Source organism: Haliovirga abyssi (assembly GCF_030295325.1).
GTDB classification, from domain to species: Bacteria; Fusobacteriota; Fusobacteriia; order Fusobacteriales; family Haliovirgaceae; genus Haliovirga; species Haliovirga abyssi.
In genome coordinates, this window is sequence record NZ_AP027059.1 from 1,301,792 (window position 1) to 1,320,720 (window position 18,929).

Annotated in this window: 22 protein-coding genes, 2 tRNA genes and 1 other RNA gene; 2 read left to right on the plus strand and 23 right to left on the minus strand. The window is 26.8% G+C overall.

The window, feature by feature from the left end; genetic code table 11:
• Positions 1-38 precede the first annotated feature (38 nt).
• Entirely contained in the window at positions 39-1,502 is a 1,464-nt protein-coding gene (gene guaB, locus RDY08_RS05820) for an IMP dehydrogenase (protein WP_307903435.1), read from the minus strand.
• A gap of 349 nt (positions 1,503-1,851) precedes the next feature.
• On the opposite strand from guaB, the gene RDY08_RS05825 reads away from it, so the two are divergent.
• Positions 1,852-1,928, plus strand: a tRNA-Ile gene (locus RDY08_RS05825).
• 106 nt (positions 1,929-2,034) lie between these two features.
• On the opposite strand, the gene RDY08_RS05830 is transcribed toward RDY08_RS05825, so the two are convergent.
• The 5 genes from RDY08_RS05830 to RDY08_RS05850 all read right to left on the minus strand — a co-directional run bounded on the left by RDY08_RS05830 (position 2,035) and on the right by RDY08_RS05850 (position 5,724).
• Complete coding sequence (locus RDY08_RS05830; protein ID WP_307903436.1) at positions 2,035-2,997, minus strand: NAD(P)/FAD-dependent oxidoreductase; 963 nt, start codon at positions 2,995-2,997, stop codon at positions 2,035-2,037.
• A 1-nt stretch (position 2,998) separates the two neighbouring features.
• A complete protein-coding gene (locus RDY08_RS05835) occupies positions 2,999-3,295 on the minus strand; it encodes an ArsR/SmtB family transcription factor (protein ID WP_307903437.1) in 297 nt (98 codons plus the stop codon).
• Positions 3,295-3,951 (minus strand): protein disulfide oxidoreductase, encoded by a 657-nt coding sequence (pdo, locus tag RDY08_RS05840; RefSeq protein ID WP_307903438.1) that lies wholly within the window; start codon positions 3,949-3,951, stop codon positions 3,295-3,297. Before pdo ends, RDY08_RS05835 begins: the two co-directional genes overlap by 1 nt.
• 74 nt (positions 3,952-4,025) lie before the next feature.
• Positions 4,026-4,985 carry a SufB/SufD family protein gene (locus RDY08_RS05845; RefSeq protein ID WP_307903439.1) on the minus strand — a complete coding sequence of 320 codons (960 nt, stop codon included), beginning with the start codon at positions 4,983-4,985 and terminating at the stop codon, positions 4,026-4,028.
• Positions 4,978-5,724 (minus strand): ATP-binding cassette domain-containing protein, encoded by a 747-nt coding sequence (locus RDY08_RS05850; RefSeq protein ID WP_307903440.1) that lies wholly within the window; start codon positions 5,722-5,724, stop codon positions 4,978-4,980. Before RDY08_RS05850 ends, RDY08_RS05845 begins: the two co-directional genes overlap by 8 nt.
• Positions 5,725-6,020: 296 nt before the next feature.
• On the opposite strand from RDY08_RS05850, the gene RDY08_RS05855 reads away from it, so the two are divergent.
• The gene (locus RDY08_RS05855; RefSeq protein WP_307903441.1) at positions 6,021-6,296 is read left to right on the plus strand and encodes a hypothetical protein; all 276 of its coding nucleotides are present in this window, start codon (positions 6,021-6,023) and stop codon (positions 6,294-6,296) included.
• Positions 6,297-6,322: 26 nt separating this feature from the next.
• Here RDY08_RS05855 and RDY08_RS05860 read toward each other — a convergent pair whose 3' ends face one another.
• From RDY08_RS05860 to RDY08_RS05940, 17 genes are all read right to left on the minus strand, one after another.
• Positions 6,323-6,508 (minus strand): hypothetical protein, encoded by a 186-nt coding sequence (locus RDY08_RS05860; RefSeq protein ID WP_307903442.1) that lies wholly within the window; start codon positions 6,506-6,508, stop codon positions 6,323-6,325.
• 11 nt (positions 6,509-6,519) lie between these two features.
• Positions 6,520-8,298 (minus strand): triose-phosphate isomerase, encoded by a 1,779-nt coding sequence (locus RDY08_RS05865; protein WP_307903443.1) that lies wholly within the window; start codon positions 8,296-8,298, stop codon positions 6,520-6,522.
• Positions 8,299-8,420: 122 nt separating this feature from the next.
• Complete coding sequence (locus RDY08_RS05870) at positions 8,421-8,789, minus strand: SPOR domain-containing protein (protein WP_307903444.1); 369 nt, start codon at positions 8,787-8,789, stop codon at positions 8,421-8,423.
• Between the two features lie 6 nt (positions 8,790-8,795).
• Positions 8,796-9,353, minus strand: a complete 558-nt coding sequence (locus RDY08_RS05875) for a hypothetical protein (protein ID WP_307903445.1) — start codon at positions 9,351-9,353, stop codon at positions 8,796-8,798.
• Between the two features lie 151 nt (positions 9,354-9,504).
• Positions 9,505-9,770: signal recognition particle sRNA large type (gene ffs, locus RDY08_RS05880), an RNA gene on the minus strand.
• A 291-nt stretch (positions 9,771-10,061) separates the two neighbouring features.
• Positions 10,062-10,607 carry a ribosome hibernation-promoting factor, HPF/YfiA family gene (hpf, locus tag RDY08_RS05885; protein WP_307903446.1) on the minus strand — a complete coding sequence of 182 codons (546 nt, stop codon included), beginning with the start codon at positions 10,605-10,607 and terminating at the stop codon, positions 10,062-10,064.
• A 232-nt stretch (positions 10,608-10,839) separates the two neighbouring features.
• Complete coding sequence (locus RDY08_RS05890; RefSeq protein ID WP_307903447.1) at positions 10,840-11,298, minus strand: ATP-binding protein; 459 nt, start codon at positions 11,296-11,298, stop codon at positions 10,840-10,842.
• Position 11,299: 1 nt separating this feature from the next.
• Complete coding sequence (locus RDY08_RS05895; protein ID WP_307903448.1) at positions 11,300-11,986, minus strand: ABC transporter ATP-binding protein; 687 nt, start codon at positions 11,984-11,986, stop codon at positions 11,300-11,302.
• Entirely contained in the window at positions 11,979-13,145 is a 1,167-nt protein-coding gene (locus tag RDY08_RS05900) for an ABC transporter permease (protein WP_307903449.1), read from the minus strand. Before RDY08_RS05900 ends, RDY08_RS05895 begins: the two co-directional genes overlap by 8 nt.
• Positions 13,146-13,249: 104 nt before the next feature.
• Entirely contained in the window at positions 13,250-14,719 is a 1,470-nt protein-coding gene (gene lysS, locus RDY08_RS05905; RefSeq protein ID WP_307903450.1) for a lysine--tRNA ligase, read from the minus strand.
• A 3-nt stretch (positions 14,720-14,722) separates the two neighbouring features.
• Entirely contained in the window at positions 14,723-16,066 is a 1,344-nt protein-coding gene (locus RDY08_RS05910; protein WP_307903451.1) for a tetratricopeptide repeat protein, read from the minus strand.
• Positions 16,067-16,074: 8 nt separating this feature from the next.
• Positions 16,075-16,242, minus strand: coding sequence for a hypothetical protein (locus RDY08_RS05915; protein ID WP_307903452.1), 168 nt, complete (start codon positions 16,240-16,242; stop codon positions 16,075-16,077).
• Positions 16,242-16,610, minus strand: a complete 369-nt coding sequence (locus RDY08_RS05920; RefSeq protein ID WP_307903453.1) for a YwiB family protein — start codon at positions 16,608-16,610, stop codon at positions 16,242-16,244. Before RDY08_RS05920 ends, RDY08_RS05915 begins: the two co-directional genes overlap by 1 nt.
• A 44-nt stretch (positions 16,611-16,654) precedes the next feature.
• Positions 16,655-16,730: transfer RNA gene (locus tag RDY08_RS05925), tRNA-Arg, on the minus strand.
• A 33-nt stretch (positions 16,731-16,763) separates the two neighbouring features.
• Positions 16,764-17,159, minus strand: a complete 396-nt coding sequence (locus RDY08_RS05930) for a hypothetical protein (RefSeq protein WP_307903454.1) — start codon at positions 17,157-17,159, stop codon at positions 16,764-16,766.
• A 10-nt stretch (positions 17,160-17,169) separates the two neighbouring features.
• Positions 17,170-17,637: a 23S rRNA (pseudouridine(1915)-N(3))-methyltransferase RlmH gene (gene rlmH / locus RDY08_RS05935; RefSeq protein ID WP_307903455.1), complete on the minus strand. Its 468-nt coding sequence runs from the start codon at positions 17,635-17,637 to the stop codon at positions 17,170-17,172.
• Positions 17,638-17,682: 45 nt separating this feature from the next.
• A complete protein-coding gene (locus RDY08_RS05940) occupies positions 17,683-18,927 on the minus strand; it encodes a DUF2225 domain-containing protein (protein ID WP_307903456.1) in 1,245 nt (414 codons plus the stop codon).
• Between the last annotated feature and the right edge of the window lie 2 nt (positions 18,928-18,929).

Sequence of the window (18,929 nt, forward strand, 5' to 3'; positions counted from 1 at the left end):
TCTTATTTCCTTAAATCATTTTTAAGATGTTTTAATTCTTATTTTTGATAATTTGGTGCTTCTTTTGTTATTTGTACATCATGAGGATGACTTTCTTTTAATCCTGCTCCTGTAATTTTCACAAACTTACCATTTTTTATTAGATCATCAATTGTCGCAGTACCACAATATCCCATTCCTGCTCTCAATCCACCTTCTAATTGATATACTACATCATGCAATTTTCCTTTATATGGAACTCTTCCTTCTATTCCTTCTGGAACAAGTTTTTTTACATCTTCTTCTACATCTTGGAAATATCTATCTTTACTTCCTCTTTTCATTGCAGCTAAAGAGCCCATTCCTACATATACTTTATATCTTCTTCCTTCGTAAATCATCTCTTCTCCAGGTGCTTCTTCTGTTCCTGCAAAAAGTCCACCAATCATAACTGCACTAGCTCCAGCTACTATTGCTTTTACGACATCTCCTGAATATTTTATCCCACCATCTGCAATAACTGGTATATTATGTTTTGATGCTAATTGATAAACATCATTTACTGCTGTAATTTGTGGAACTCCTACTCCTGCTACAATTCTTGTAGTACAAATAGATCCTGGTCCAACTCCTACTTTTATTGCATCTGCTCCTGCTTCAATCAAATCTTTTGCTGCTTCTGCTGTTACTATATTTCCACCTACAACATCAATATTAAATTTAGATTTTATTTTTCTAACTGTTTCTATTACTCCATTTGAATGGCCATGAGCACTATCTACTGTTATTATATCTACTCCTGCATTTATAAGAGCTTCTACCCTCTCTAATGTATCTGCAGCTACTCCAACTGCTGCTCCAACTCTTAATCTTCCGCTTGAATCTTTACAAGCATTTGGATAAGCTTCAGCTTTATCTATATCTTTTATTGTTATTAATCCTTTTAATTTATAATCATTGTCTACTATTGGTAACTTTTCTATTCTATTTTCTAATAAAATAGATTTTGCCTCTTCTAAAGTTGTTCCTAAAGATGCTGTTATCAAATTCTCTTTTGTCATGATTTCATAAACTTTCATATTGTCATCTTTTCTGTATTTAAGATCTCTATTTGTTATTATCCCTATTAAATATCCTTCTTCATCCACTACAGGTAATCCAGATATTTTATACTTTTTCATTATTGCTTTTGCTTCAGATATATAACTATCTGGTGCTAATATAACTGGATTTGTTATCATCCCATGTTCATATCTTTTTACCCTATCGACTCTATCTGCTTGTTCCTCTATACTCATATTTTTATGAAGTATCCCTATTCCACCTAATCTTGCTAAAGATATTGCTAATTCCGCACTTGTTACCGTATCCATTGCCGCACTCATTAATGGTAAATTTAAAGTAATATTTTTAGTAAGTTTTGTTTTTAAAGATACCTCTCTTGGTAATACTGATGACTTTTGTGGCACTAACAAAACATCATCAAACGTAATGCCTTCTTTCACTATTTTCCCATTTAACATCTATTTACCTCCCTATTTAAATTGTTTTTTTTATTAAAAATAATTATATCATCTTTTGTATCATATTTCAAGGACTATTTAAGGGTTTTATAAAGTATACTTTTTGTATAAAAAACAATCTTAACACAGCAATCTAAAAGAAATATAATTGAATTTAACCTCTTTTTACATATAATTATTTTACATTATAAATATTTTTTAAATGATTAACTTCTATAATTCTTCCTAGAGAAAAAGCCATATATAGAGTTATATTTTTTTTAAAACTTCTAATCTTCAATTTCTTTGCCTCTAATCAACATTGAATTATTATAACATATCTGTTATAATAATTTTCGTCTTTGAAAAAGGGCCTATAGCTCAGTTGGTTAGAGCACTCGGCTCATAACCGAGTGGTCATTGGTTCGAATCCAATTAGGCCCACCATATATTAATTCCAAACAACTATTAATTATTAATAGTTGTTTTTTTTAATTATAAAAAATAAAAGAGCAAAGTTATATATAATATAGCCTTGCTCTTTTATTTTTATCTATTTTTGTCTTATTTTCATTAAATGTTTTACTGCACTAATTCCAGCAATAGCTCCATCAGAAGCAGCTGTTACTACTTGTCTTACCTCTTTTTTTCTAATATCTCCTGCTGCATATATTCCTTCTACTAAAGTTTCCATATTTTCTTTAGTTTCAATAAAGCCTTTTGAATCAAGTTTTGCAAATGTAGCATATAAATCTAAACTTGATTTAGTCCCTAAATATAAAAAAGCTGCTGAAGAATCATACTCTTTTTTATCCCCATCTATATTAACAATTACTTTTTCTACAAATTCAGTTCCTTTTATTTCTTCTAAATTCGCATTTGTTATTAATTCTATTTTTTCATTACTTTCTAAACTATTTTTCAAATCTGGTTCACATTTTATCTCATCTTCTTTTATGAAAAATAAAACTTTACTCGCATATCTTGTTAAAAATAGTGCTTCTTCTGCTGCTTCATCTCCATTTCCAAAAACTGAAACTGTCATATCTTTAAAAAATGCTCCATCACAAGTTGCACAATAGGATACACCTTTACCTAAATATTCCTCTTCTCCTAAATATTTTTTTCCTTGTTTATCTCCTTTTCCAGTTGCGACAATAATCGCATCTGCTTGATAAGATTGACTACTTGTTTTTATTGTTTTAGGTGAAGACATTGGATCTATTTCAAATAAAGTAGCATTTTTAAAATCTACTCCAAATTTTTTTGCATGATTTTTCATATTTTCATATAATTCTTTTCCAGAATGTCCTTTATCAAACCCAATATAATTATCTATTTGATGAGCCATTAATAAAGCTCCTTCATTCTCTTTTTCAATAACCAAAGTAGAAAAATTTGCTCTTGCTGTATATAACGCTGCAGAAAGTCCTGCTGGTCCACCACCTATTATAACCACATCATACTTGTCATATTCATGAGCATTTTCTGTATTTAGCCCCAAACTAAAATCCATTTTATCCCTCCTCTATATCAGCGAGTTCTAATTGTAATAATATTTTTTCTGCTGTTTTATCTGATATCTTATAACAAACTTTTTTTCCATCTTTTTTACATGATATTATACCACTATTCCTCAAATGAGCTAAATGTTGACTAACGCTTGATTGTGGTATATTTAAAATCTCTTCCATATTTCCTACACAAATACCATCTTCATTTTTTTTTAATAAATATAAAATTTTTAATCTAGTTTCATTTGCCATCATTTTTAATACGAGTACAGCTCTATCCGTATCTATATTATTACTCATTATTTCATCAACTCTTTTATTTTTTCTATAAAATGAGCTTCAGGATAATTCCCTTCAAAACTAACTGACTTTCCATCTTTAGATTCTATAACTATTTTTGGAACAGCCATTACTCCATATTTTTGAGATACAACTGGAAATTCATTAGCTTCTATTGCTTCTCCTAATATATTTTCATTTTCCATAGCAAACATATGTGCTTTTCTTGCTGCTCCTGGGCAGTGAGGGCAAGTTGGTGTTACAAATACTTTTATTGTTATCTCTTTATCTATTGATTTTACTTCTTCTAAAAGATCAGTTGCTAAAGCACTTTTATCTTTAGAAATATCTATTAAGTTTTCTATTAAAGCTGCAAATTCGTACCCTGATGGTATCCCATAAAATCTAACTCCATAATCTTTTTCTCCAACCATTGCAAATGCTGGATACATTGTAATTCCATATTTTTCTACTAATTCTTTATCCTCTTCTGAATAAAATTCTAATTTAATTCTTTCATCCAAATCGGAAACCTCTGTTAAAATATCTTTAAATGTATCATTATTTTCTTTATTTTGATTTTCTGAAGTAAACGCTATTACAGTTACCTCTTTTCCTAATTCTTTTCCAAATTTTTCTTTTAAAAATTTAATATCTGTATCTTTTAATAATCCCATTTTTCTCCTCCTTGAAATATTATAATATTAGAATATGTTTTTATTATACAATCTTTTTTTTATAAAGTCAAGATTTATTTTAACATACCTTTTACAATCATATCTGTAGCTTCATCTTCATCTAATCCTCTTGCCATAAGTGTTTCTAACTCTTTTTTATTTACTCTTCCAATACTTGCTTCGTGAGTCAATTCAGCCAAATCATTTGTAACTTTTATAATTGGAATTGCAGAAACTTCTGCATTTTTCCCTTTTACAACTTCAACACAATCAACATGCCCTTTGCAATATGGAGCGTTTCCATATATTTCTGTATATACCTCACTATATGTATTATCTGATGCAAAAACTCTTGCTTTTACTGTCCCTTTGCTTTCTTCTCCATCTAGCGAAATAATTTCTTTAACTTTTATAATATCATCTTTTTTTCCATATATTTTACTATCCATTTCAGCTATAGCTCTATCCTTCAAACTAAAATTATAATATATATCTAGTTTTCCAACTCTTCCTTTTACTAATTTAAAATCACTTCTAAAGTAACCCCCATCTTCTACTACCGCTTCTGTATAAGGTATCACTTCAACTCCGCCTGTTTCACTATGATAATGAACTTCTTCATATTTCATCTTTGCATTTTTTTCAATTTTTATTTTAGATGTCATTTTATGTATTACATTTATTGCATTGGGAAAAGAACAGTGTGAAATAAATTTAGCTTCTGAACCCTCTTCTAATAAGTATTCAGACTCTATAATTTGTTCTCCTATATCTCCAGTAATTCCAAAACACATATGAACCGGCTTTTCTAATTTATACCCTTTCAAGACTCTAATTTTTGCCTTTATTCCATTCTCTATCTCTTCAGCATTTACTTCAAGCCCTTCTACTGTATTCAATCCTAATACCTTATTCTTATCGACTAACATAAATCCATTTTGCGTTCCTTTAAATATATTTTTATCAGCTCCAGTTTTTTCTACTGCATTAACTAGTGCTTCAAATTCTTTATCCATATTATCTTGATTAGTCATTTTTTTGGCTCCTTTCTTCAATTCTAACTTTATCAGAATATTCTCCTGGTTTAAAATCACAATTTGTACAAGTTCTTTTAAAATAATTTGAAATTTCTAAAGGTTTTCCAGTTTTCTTTATTGTTTTATCACAAATTAAATAAGCATAGTCGACTATTGCTGCAATATCTTCGTTATGAGTTATAACTATAGCTGTGTTCCCTTTATTTTTTATATAATTTAATATATTCACGATATTTGGAATAGATAAAGCATCAATTCCAGAGTCTGGTTCATCAAAAATAGCTATTTTTGGATTCATCATCAAAACTGAAGCTAATTCAACTCTTTTCCTTTCTCCACCACTTAAGCTATCATCTACATTTCTATAAATATATTTTTTATATTCTAACCCAACAAGTTCAAAAATATCTTTTAAATTATCACCAGAAAATCTTCCTCCCAAAGTCAAATAATCTTTCACACTCATCCCTTCAAATCTTGCAGGTTCTTGCAATGCAATTGTCATCCCTGCTTTTGCTCTTTCTGTTATTGAAAATTTTGTTATATCTTTGGAATTTAATATTATAGACCCTTTTTCTATTTTTTCAAATCCAATTAAAGTTCTTGCCAATGTACTTTTTCCTGCTCCATTACTTCCCAAAATGCTATATATCTTTCCTTTTTCAAAATGTAAATTTATATCTTGCAATATCTCTTTTTCTCCTCTAAAAACATGCATATTACGAACTTTTAACATTTTTTCACATCCTTTCAAATTTTTTCATATTATATTAATATTTTATTTGTTCATATCTTTTAGAAAAACAAAGGTATTATACAATATATTGATAGTTTTGTCATTAAATATTTATTCACAAAAGAAATTAAATATTATAATATAATTATATAATAATTTATAATATTAGTCAAGTATTTTATTGCGCTTTTTTTCCTAAAGTTTTATTTCTAAATTCCGATATTTTTAATATGAAAATAAATAAAATAAAAGCTCACGGAGGAACTTTTATTATAAATCCAAGGAGGGTGATGAAAATGTATATAGCTAATAATATATCAACCAATCAAAATCATTATAATAATTTTGATTTTACAAAAGTTCCAGAAAAAAAGTCTGAATCTAATAGTTCTAAAATTGATTTTAAAAACATAAAAACTAAAAAAATTAAAGATGTACAACAAGATTATGATTATAAACAACAGATCAATAAATTAGCTAAAAAGATTGAAAAAAATCAATTTTATACAAAAGAAGCTTCTACTGCTATTGCAGAATCATTATTAAAAAGAAAAATTGAATATGTAGCATAAAAAAAGACCTTATATAAGGTCTTTTTTTATGCTTTTAAATTATCAAATAGATATCCATACGCAACCCATAATACGACTTCAAAAATTATTACTCCTAATAATCCTAAAATTCCAAAGCTAAAATTCCACCATACCAAAATCACAACTAAATTTATTAAAACGAATATAATTTTTTTAATAATTTCATTTTCTATTGCCTCCTCTGGATTCAAAGTCCTTCATATCAGATCAACTTTTCTTTATCATCTGCAACACCTGTTAAATCTGTAAAATTAAAATCAATCCCCAAAATTCCTACAAATTCTCCATTTGAATTTGTAATAGAAGCAGAAGCTGTAACACAAAGCTTTGAAGTGGTTTGAGAAATATAATATTCTGTTAAATGAGTATCTCCATCTTTAACTACTAATTTATACCATTCTCTTTCTCTTCTATTATCTCCTTTTTTAGATATATCATGTGCTCTTTCTATCCAAGGTTGAGCAATATTATCTGTTATTTGTATTCCATCTTCATCAGTAACATATGCCATTTGAACATATCTGTTGTTTTTTATTAAATTTTCCAATACCTCTGTTATTCTATCTGAATCCATACTCATAATTTCAGGTTTAGCTGCATATCTTTCCACTATTTCCCTAGCTACTTTATCTGATTTTTCTTCTAACTCCTCAAAACCAGTTTTAACTAATTCAGTCATATATTTTTTAGATAATCTTAACATCTCTTCGTCTGAAATAGCTGTTATTCTTCCATTATCATATTCATTTTGTATCCATTTATATATATTTGTAACTCCTGGATGCTTTTTACTAACTTCTTTTTTAGGATTCAAATTCGAATTAATCCAATGAGCTATTCCAGCTACACCTGATTTGTCTGTAATTGTAACTCTAAGCGGTCTGTTTAATATTCCAGTTGTATCAAATATATTGTATATCTCCTCATTTTTCATAATTCCATCAGCATGAATTCCTGCTTTTGTAACATTAAAATCTCTTCCAACAAATGGATATCTTGAAGAAACTTGTATTTTCATCTCATTTTGCATAAATTCAGCAATCTCTGTGATTATTTGAGTATTTAAGGTCTCATCTTTTCCTTTCAAAGATAAATAATCCATAACTAGAGCTTCAATTGGCGGATTCCCTGTTCTCTCTCCAATTCCAAGTAATGTCCCATTTACTCCAGCTGCTCCATACATCCATGCCGCTGTTCCATTTACCAATACTTTATGAAAATCATTATGCCCATGCCATTCTATAAGATGAGAAGGCACATCTAACTCTTCTCTTAATAAAGATATCATTTTAGGCACTGATCTCGGTAATTTTGCTGCTGCAAATGGAACTCCATATCCCATTGTATCACATAATCTAACCTTTACATCTACCCCTGATTCCTCTCTTATTTTCATCAATTCTTCTACAAAAGGTAATACCACTCCATAAAAATCAGCTCTTGTAATATCTTCTAAGTGACATCTAGCTACAACACCATTTTCTACAACTGTTCTTACTACATCAAGATATTGCTCTATAATAGTTTTTCTATCTTTTTTTAGCTTCATATATATATGATAATCAGAAACTGAAGTCAAAATTCCAGTTTCTTTTAATTCTAATTGTTTTACCATTTCAAAATCTTCTTTTTTAGCTCTTATCCAACTTGTTATTTCTGGAAAAGGAAGATTTAATTCTTTACATTTTTCTACTGCTTTTTTATCCCTCTCGCTATACAAAAAGAATTCTGATTGCCTTATTAGTCCATTTTCTCCGCCTAGTTCATTCATATATTTAAATAATTTCACAATATGTTCTTCTTTAAATGGTGCCATAGATTGCTGTCCATCTCTAAAGGTTGTATCTGTAATCCATATTTTTTCTGGAATTTCTGGCAAAACTATTTTTCTTTCAAGTTCCATTTTTGGTACTTCTGTATATGGAAACATTTTTCTTAATAAGTTTGGTTTTTCTAAATTTACTAAATTAAATTTTTTCATTTTATCACTCCCTATTACTTAATTTTTAAAATTGTACTACTTATAATATACTTTTAAAGTATATCACATCTTAAATATATTGTCAAAACTATTAAAATTTTCTAAAAAAGCAATCAATATTTTTATATTGACTGCTTTTTTTTTATATATACATCTATTTTATATTTATTTTTAATCTCTTCTGCAACAGCTTCCGCTTTTGAATACTCTTTATACTTAGGCGTAATCACTTTATATAATCCATTCTCAAAAATAACTCTTAATTTTATTTCTGGTATTTTCTCAATTAAATTCATACAACTTTCATAATGTTTATATACACCTAATTGAACAAAATAAACTGGTTCTTTCAAAACTTCTTTCTGTTGTTTTCTGCTTTCTAATTTTGTTTCTATTATTTTACTTTTCCCCGTATTATTTCCAAAAAATGAAAAAAAAATTCCTGCAAGGATAAATCCAACTCCAATTCCTAATACAAAAAATTTTCTCACCTATTTTCACCTCATCCTTTTTAACCCTAATACAAATTCAATTTCTCCCATACTTTTTCCCATTTTCTCTGCAATCTCATATATATCTAATCCTCTTTTATAATATTCTACTATTTCATCTTCATATCCTATTGTATTCCTAATCATTGGTTTTGTTTTTGGCTTTATTCTTAAAATTTTTTCTTCTGCATTTGATATATTTTTTAATTTTTCACTTAAATTTACTTCCGCTTCTAGTAATCTTCTATATAAAATATCCATATCTGTTATTAATTTTGTAGACTTAACTATTTTTTCATCTAAATTTAAATTTAATTCTGATATTGTCATTATTTTCTTATCTAAAGTATCTGTATTAAAATTAGCTGTTCTATTGAATTCCATTGTTAAATCTACTATTTGATTTTTTAAATCAAAAAATTCTAGCTCTAGTTCCCCTTTATTTATATTATTTTTAGTAGAATGATTTTTAATAACTTTTTTCTTTTTATTTCCAGTCAAAAAAATTGCAAGCAAAGAATATAAAGATATTACAATTCCTATTCCAATTAATATATTTGTCATAAAAATCCCCTCTTTTATGTATACTTACATTTTTTTAATTCGAATGGCTTAAAATTAGTTCTCTATTTACTTAAAAAATCGCATATTTCAAAAAAAAACGGTGGAGCTTATTTTCTGAATAAATTTATACTTTCCTAGTAAATAAAAAGAGCCATACACCGATATTTGCAGCATATCAATATACGGAAATTTGTTAAATAACTCAAGTAAAGCTACCCCATAACACCCAGAAAATGCGGGTTAGTGCTGCTTCCTTCCAGACCTGACACGGTTCCCCGTGTTTCTGCCGTATAGGACTCTACTATCAACATTACTATAACAACTCCTGCTATACCAACATACTTCTCGTATCGGACTTCACTCTCACTAAAGCGGGTTGTGAGTTACAGGGCACCGCTATCTCCCCAGCTAGTATGGCGAATATTATTATAACATTGATATTCATATTTGTCAACTAGTTGTATTCACTTTTTTCTCGCTTTTTAAGAGTTCTTATTATCTTTTATCTATAACTTTTTTTATTTTATAAAACTATATTATAAAAATCTAAATATATAATACTCAAAGAACACTTAAAAAAATTTATTTCATATTTTATTATAAAAGCACTTTAAATTATTGCACATTTTATAATAAAATATAAAGATTTAAGCTATCCTCACTATATAAGTTATGAAAAGGACAGGCTAAAAAGCCTGTCCTTCTTTTTTATTTCCCCCATGAAGGTTCTATATGTCCATATGTTTCATCTTTTCTTTTATATACTACATTTAGCTCTTCAGTTTCATGATTCATAAATGCATAAAAATCTTGGTTTAAGCTGTTCATTTGTAAAATTGCTTCTTCAATACTCATTGGTTTTGGTGAAATTAATCTACTTTTAATTATCATTTTGTCATCTTCTTTAGGTTCTAATTTACTAAAAATTTCTTTTATATTTTCTTGATGATGTTGTCTATTTTTTAGTTTTTCTTTATATTTTTTTATTTGAACCTCTAAAACATCTACAACTTCATCAATTGCAGCATATAAAATTTTATCACTTGATACAGCTTTTATTTTTGTACCATTAGCAAATAATAATACATCAGCAATATGTTTATCTCCTTCTGTTTTACTGTGTTCCACTGACAAAGTGATATCAATTTCTAAAATGTTTTCAAAATACTTTTTTATTCCTCCTATTTTTTTCTCTGCATAGTTTCTTATTGCATCTGTGATTTCTAAATGTCTACCACTTATGATAATTCTCATAAGTATCACTCCTTCCGTTTTTTAGTTTTAGATCTGCTATAATATCGTTCTAATTATATTATACTCATTTTTTTTTTATTTCCTCTTTTTTTTTTTATTTTTGATAACTTTTTTATCTTTTTTTTCGCACTACCTTCCTACCTCAATATATTTTTTGAAACTAAATTGCTTATATATTACTATAATATGAATTTAAACTTTTTTTTGATAAAATGGGGCTCCGGTTTGCCTATTAATTAGGCACCTCCTTTTCCGGAGTTCCTCTTTTTTTTATAACTTTATACATTTTTATTTCAATTTCATCTTTTGAATTATCATATTCTACTCTATCCATTATTTTATGTATTAAAAAGATCCCTCTACCATTATCTCCCAACTCTTCAACTTGTTCTGGATTTTTTAAAACCGCATGTTCATCCACTGTTTTTTGATTAACTCCATTTCCATTATATCTTATAATCAACATTACATCTTTTTCTGAGAGTTTAATTTCAAATTGAATTTTTTTATTTTTATCAAATTCAACCCCGTATTTCATTGCATTTGCAAGTGCCTCTCCTATAACTAATTCAATATAATATATTGTTTCAAAATCATAATTATATTTTTCTGATAATTTTCTAAATTCATACCTCATTTTTTGTATCTCTTCTAAGTTTGAATTCAAATAAAAAATATTTTCACAATACATACTAACCTCCTAATTGAAGCTTTCCTTTTTTTAATATATACTTTTTATTAGTTATATCTCCCAATTCTCGGCTATGAGTTACAACTACTATTGTTTGTTTTTTTTCAATATTAATTTTTTTTAGTAATTGGTATATATGTTCGCTTGTTTCATCATCCAAATTTCCTGTAGGTTCATCTGCCAAAATCAATGCTGGTTCATTTATTAACGATCTAGCTATTGCAACTCTTTGTTTTTCCCCGCCAGAAAGCTCTGATGATTTATGATTTAATCTATGTCCCATATCTACATCTATTAATAATTTCTTTGCCTCTGCCTCTACCTCTTCTTTAGATTTTTTTTTATTTATTAATGCTGGCAACATTACATTTTCTAATGCAGTAAATTCTGGTAGCAAATAATGAAATTGGAATATAAATCCTAACATTTTATTTCTTATTTCATCTCTATTTTTTTCTGTAAAATTGTTTATAATTTCTTTTCTATAATATACATTCCCTTCTGTTGGAACATCTAAGATTCCAATTATATTCAACAATGTACTTTTTCCAGAGCCTGATTTTCCCATTATTGATATAAAATCACCTTCTTCTACAGTTAGATTTAAATCATGTAAAACACCTACAGTAAATTTTTTATCTTTATATTCTTTCTTTATATTTTCTAATTTTAAAATTGAGTTACTCATATTTTAATGCCTCCACTGGTTTTAAATTTGCTGCTTTATATGCTGGAAAAATACTTGAGATCAATACAATTATAAATGTAGCTCCTGAAACAACAGCAAACTCTCTCCAAGATATATTAACTGGTAATTTATCTATATAATATATCTGAGATAAAAAAGATATTGAGTATGTTTTTAAAATATATAATATTATCCCAGAAATTACTATCCCTAAAATTATACCAACTACTCCTAAAATCAACCCTTCTAGTAAGAATATTTTCATAATATTGTCTTTACTATACCCAATTGCTCTTAATACCCCAATATCTTTAGTTTTTTCTCTTACCAATGTATTTAATATTACACCCACTACAAATCCTGATATTATTATTATCAAAGATAATACAAGTATCATAACCATCTTTTCTAATGATAAAGCTCTTAATAAATTTCTATTTTTTTCTGACCATGTTCTATATGCTAATCCCGTTTTATTAAATATTTCTTCTCCTATTTTTTTTGCAGCATATATATTTTTTATTTTCACCTCTAACGAAGTTGTTGTATCTCCAGAATCTGATAAAATTTGTACTGTCCTAAGAGGTATTATTACTAAAGAGGTATCAAAATCATAAAATCCAGATTGAAAAACTCCAACTATTGTTAAATTCAACTCTTTATTTTCTGAAGAAATAATTTTTACCTTATCTCCTAGTTTTGCTCCTAATGCATTAAAAAGTTCTTTCCCTACTATTATACTTGATAATTTATCAAACTTCAAGTGACCTTTTATTATTTTTTTATCAAAGTGAAGATTTTTTATAGCATCTTCTTCTGATATACCCTTTATGCTAATTCCAGAAACATAATTTCCAGAAACATCCTCATATTTTATTATCCCTTGTGTATCATATACTGCAGCTACACTTTTTACACCTTTTATAGAACTAATTTTTTTCTCCATCTCTGTATAATCTGATATAGAACTTTCTGAATTTGTAAGAGTTATATGAGCTGTCATAGATAATATATTTTTTATCATATTTTCATCAAGTCCACTGGCAATTCCAAGAGACACAAGTAAAACTATCATTCCTATTGCAATTCCTATTACAGAAATTATACTTTGCTTTTTTCTCTCTTTTATATGTTTTGTAGCTATAAATAATTCTACCATATATCCTCCTTTTATTTCTAATTTTTAAAGATTTTCTGAATAAATTTATACTTTCCTAGTAAAAAATAAAAAACAAAAGGCAAGCATAAAACTTGCCTAATCTCTTATTTTTTTCTCATATGTGGGAAAAATATTACATCTCTTATAGAAGAAGCATTAGTAAGCAACATAACTAATCTATCTATCCCTATCCCAAGTCCACCTGTTGGAGGCATTCCATATTCTAAAGCTTGCACAAAATCATCATCCATCATATGGGCTTCATCATCTCCGCCTTCTCTTTCAGATAATTGTGCCATAAATCTCTTTTTTTGTTCTATAGGATCATTTAACTCTGAATAAGCATTTCCTATTTCTCTTCCATACATAAATAATTCAAATCTATCTACAAACTCATCACTATCTTTTTTACTTTTAGATAAAGGTGATAACTCTTTTGGATATTCTGTTATAAATGTAGGCTGAATCAATTTTTTCTCTACTCTTTCTTCAAAAATTTCATTTAATATTTTAAAATATGACATCTTTTCTTCTATTTCTATTCCCAATTCTTCAGCCGCTTTTTTTGCTTCTTCTTGAGTTTTTATAACATTAAAATCAACGCCTGTATATTCCTTTACTGCATCTATCATTGTAATTCTTTTCCAAGCTTTTCCAAAATTTATTTCAACACCTTCATACTCTATAGATTCTTTTCCAAACATATCTTTCACTAAATTAGATACCATTTCTTCTGTCAAATTCATCATATCATTATAGTCAGCATACGCTTGATAAAGTTCCATCATTGTAAATTCTGGATTGTGTCTTGTAGACATTCCTTCATTTCTAAAATTTCTATTTATTTCAAAAACTCTTTCATATCCACCAACTACTAATCTTTTTAAATATAACTCTGGAGCTATTCTTAAATATAGTTCCATATCCAATGTATTATGATATGTTATAAATGGTTTTGCAGTTGCTCCACCTGCCACTGGATGTAACATTGGAGTTTCAACTTCTAAAAAGTTTCTTTTTTCTAAATATTTTCTAATATAATTTATTACTTTACTTCTAACTAAAAATGTTTCTTTTACTTCTCTATTCATTATTAAATCTACATATCTTTGTCTGTATCTTGTTTCTACATCTGTTAATCCATGAAATTTTTCAGGCAAAGGCCTCATGTTCTTTGAAAGCAATTCAAAATTTTGTATACGAATTGTTATCTCTCCTGTATGAGTTTTAAATAATATACCTTCAATACCTATAAAATCTCCAACAGCCATTTTTTTATAAATTTCGTAAGCATCTTCTCCTACTTCATCTTTTCTTATATAATATTGAATTTTACCTGTTGTATCTTCTACATGTCCAAAACTTGCTTTTCCTTGTCTTCTATACGCCATTATTCTTCCTGCTGTTTTTACAACAACTTCTTTTTCTTCTTCAAACATATCCATAATATCTATTATATTATTTTTTTTATCATACTTTCTACCATATGGCTCTAACCCCATCTCTTCTAACTCTTTTATTCTTTGCAATTTTAATTTCATAACTTGATTTAATTCTTTTCCTTGATTTGGCATTGCTTAATTCTCCTTTCTGTTGCTAAATTTTATTTTATAAATATTTGCTTTTACTTCCCATATTGTATTTGGAAATAAGTTTATTAATTTATCAAATTCACTTATACTTTTCTCATAATTTCCCTCTTCATAATATATAACAGCTATATTATATAATTCTTCTGGAGCTTTTATTTCCCCTTTTAAAATTATATTTTTATTAAAATATTTTAAACTTGCCACATAATCTTTCTTCAAAAAATTTAATTGCCCTAAATCAAAGTATATTTTTTTTAATAACTCTTCTTTTGGAACTTCTAACAAAATCTTATTATAATAAATTTTGGCTAATGATAAATTATATTTTTTTAATGATTTTTTCGCTTTTTTATAATACTCTTTTAATTTTATATCTTTTTTATAATTATCAATTTCAGACAAAATATCCTTTTTTTCATCATCAGGAATATTCTCTATTATATTTTTAATTTTATTTATTTCTCCATTTTTCAAATAAATATTAGATAACTTATACAAATTAGATTTTTTATAATAAACTATAGATTTTTTTTCATCTATAGTTAAATAATAATCTCCTAAAATCTCCGCAATAGATTTATCTAAAAAAATATTATAATAACCTTCTAATATTTCTATCCCCTTTTTTTTATCTATATTATTATTCAAATAATATAGTCCTAATTCTTTTTTATATCTTTCATCAAAAAATATTAATTTTTTTAATGAATATCCCTCAATATTAATATCACCTATTTTAAGACTGCTGTTATATAAATTTTTTAAAAAATAATACTCATCTTCATAGCTTAATTTAAAATTCTCTAAAATAAACAAGCTATATTTTTCCAAAATATTATATTCTTCTTTTTCATTTGATAATTTCACTATATCTTCTGCTTCTTTTTTTAAATTAATATTATTTGGAAAATTATTTTTTGTTTTTTCAAATATCTTAATTGTTAAATTTAGTTTTTTTTCTTTATATCCATTTTCAAATTCTTCCAACAAATTTTTTTCATCATAAACTGGGTTAGCTACAACTGTTTTAATCTTATAGTTATTCAAATCATCATTACTTTTTATCTTATATTCCCCTGCAATATCCAAATTTATATTTAATTTGGTTTTTTTTAAATTAAATTGCAAATTTGAAAAAATCGGTTTTTTTATTAAAGACCAATCTCTTTCTTCATTATTTTGATTATGTATAATCAATCTATCTCCAACAGTTATAGGGTTTTCTATTATTATATCATCTGCTACATTTTTTTTCTCTTCTGAAAATGAAATCGAATATATTAATAACATAAATATGATAAATAATCTTATTCTTTTTATTTTATTCATATTACCACCTATCTTGGCTCTATTATATAGTTGCCATCATTTTTTTTGCTTTTTTCAAATTCTTCTTTAAAAATTTTATTTCCAATTTGTTTTGCTACATACATATTGTCTGCAAATATTTCTATCTCTTTATAAAATATATTCATTGGTATATATATTTTTACAACATATTTCATTAGTTCACCTCTTTTATCAATACTTTTATTTTGTTTATTAAATTTTCATTTTCATAAATGTGATATTCAAATTCTAACATTTCATCTTGAATTAAAATATCTTTTGTTTCTAATAAAAACTCTTTATTTAAATAATCTGTCTTATATAAAAATTTTGTTTTCTTATTTTTTTCAATTAATTGATTACTATTAATTTTACCTTTCCTTTTAATTTGGATTTTTTTATTTTTTATTACATAAATAATATTACTTCCAAATTCATCTTTATATTCATATTTTATCCCTTTATCAAACTTCTGTTTTTTTGTATCAAAAACTTTATCAAAATTATTCCCATCTCCATCAAAGGTCTTTATTCTTAATTCCATTCTACACCTCAAATTAAAAAATAACAGGCGTTAGCCTGTGTAATTGGTGCGCTTGAGAGGATTTGAACCTCCGGCTAACGGTTTAGGAAACCGCTGCTCTATCCCCTGAGCTACAAGCGCGTTCTATTAAAAAAATCTGATTCTCTATATTATTTAATCACTCTCATCAATTAATGTATCAATATATGAATTCAAATCCTCTTCTTCTACTTCATCTATCTCTTTACTTTCATAGTCTTCTTCGTAGCTTTCCTCATTATTACCAGAAATCACTTCTTCATCTGAATACTCATCTTCCCAAAAATTGACTTCTTCTATAGTTCCATAATATTCCTCTTCCCAATAACTTATTAATTTCTCTTTTTCTTCTTCATCTTCAATATATTTAACCTCTTCTTCTTCATCCATATATTCAAAAACTATTTTTTCACTCTCATCTGTTTCTCCAATAATATATTCTTTTCCTCTAATAAATATATCTCCTACAATTGTAATTTCAATTTCTTCCTCTTCTATTGTATAGCTGAAGCTTTCCCCAACTGCGTACATCTTATCACCCTCATTTATGATATTTTGAATTATTCAATATTGAAAACCATCTGTATAATTGTTCAAAAAAAATCAATCTCATTAATTGATGTGGAAATGTAAAGTCAGAAAATTTAAGTCTTAAATCCACTCTTTTTTTAACTTCTTCTGAAACCCCGTATGATCCACCTATAATAAAATTAATTGTATCATTTCCTTGAATTTGTAATTTTTCTATTTTTTTAGAAAAATTTTCTGAATCAAACATTTTCCCATCTAAATCTAAAAGAACTGTATATCCTCTTAATTTATTTAATATTTCTACGATTTTTTTACCTTCATTTATTTTTACTAAATTACGGTTTTGGTCATTTCCAATATCTTTTATTTCATAAATTTTTGTTTTCACATAAAGCTTTAATCTCTTTTCATACTCTAAAATTCCATCTTTCAAATATTTTTCTTTTATTTTCCCAACGCAAATTAAATTTATATTCATATTGCCTCCAAAGCCTGAATATTATAGCATTTCTTCTTTCAAAAATCAACTTTTTTTTATCAATTCCAATATCTTTTGACTATTAACAGGCTTTAATAAATAGTTCATTGCTCCTGCTTTTATCGCCTCATACACTTTTTTACTATCTTTTAAAGAACTAAGCATTATTACTTTTGCATCTTTATCTATTTTTTTTATTTTTTGCAATGCTTCTATCCCATTCATCCCAGGCATTTCAATATCCATAGTTACAAAATCAGGATTAAATGCTTGATACATTTGTACTCCTTCACTTCCATTTGTAGCTATCCCTACAATATCACAATCTTTCATAAGAATTTGTTTAAGGCTCGCTCTTACAATTTTAGAATCATCAACTATCAATACAGTTGGTTTTCCTGTTAATTTCACTCCATAATCTTCTTCTAATTTATTTGTCTTTTTTTCTTCTCTTTTCCCTAATCCAGAAACTGAAGGAGTTCTTAATTCTATCCCAAATGGTACTTTATAAGGTTTTACCCTTACTGCCTCTCTTCTATCTTTTTTATCTTTTTTCTTTTCTTCATCTGTCATTGTTTTTCTTTCCACTTCTATCTCTTTTAAAACTTTTCTAAGTATTATAGTTTGCTCCTCTAGTTTATCTTTTATAGCATTAAGTTTTTTAGCTTTTAAATCTCCATTTAATTTATTAATAAATGGAGCTGCTCCCTCATAATCTCCTAATTCCATATTGATAACTGCTATCAAATATAACAAAACTGTACTTATAGAAAATTCATCTATTTCATTATAAGCATTCATATATGTATCCAATGCTTTTTTTAATGCAGTCCTATAAAAATCTATCTCTTTTAATTCTTTTGAATACCAAGCAGTTCTAATATAACATTTACCTAACTTCAAATAATCAATAGGGTTTTCTTTTGAATATATATACGCTGCTAAAACATATGTCATTCTTGCTAATTCATTATTTTTATATATTACATTAAAATCTGTATTTTTCCCTAATTTTTGCAACTCTTCTTTAAAGTCTATCCCCAATTTATGACGTCTTTTATTTCCTTTATCTATAAAATCTTTATGAAATCCTGCATAATAACAATGTGGGCACACATCTATTTCATAAGACATAGGATTCATTGTTTCAGTTTGATATATAGCTACAAGATACGCTTCAGTTCCTATGGGAGTTGTCTCTTTTATTTTAGTTTTAGTTTTGGTAGATTTAAAATTATGACCACAAGCAGGGCAAGTTAAATCTATCTCGTAAAAAATTTTTTCATCCATAA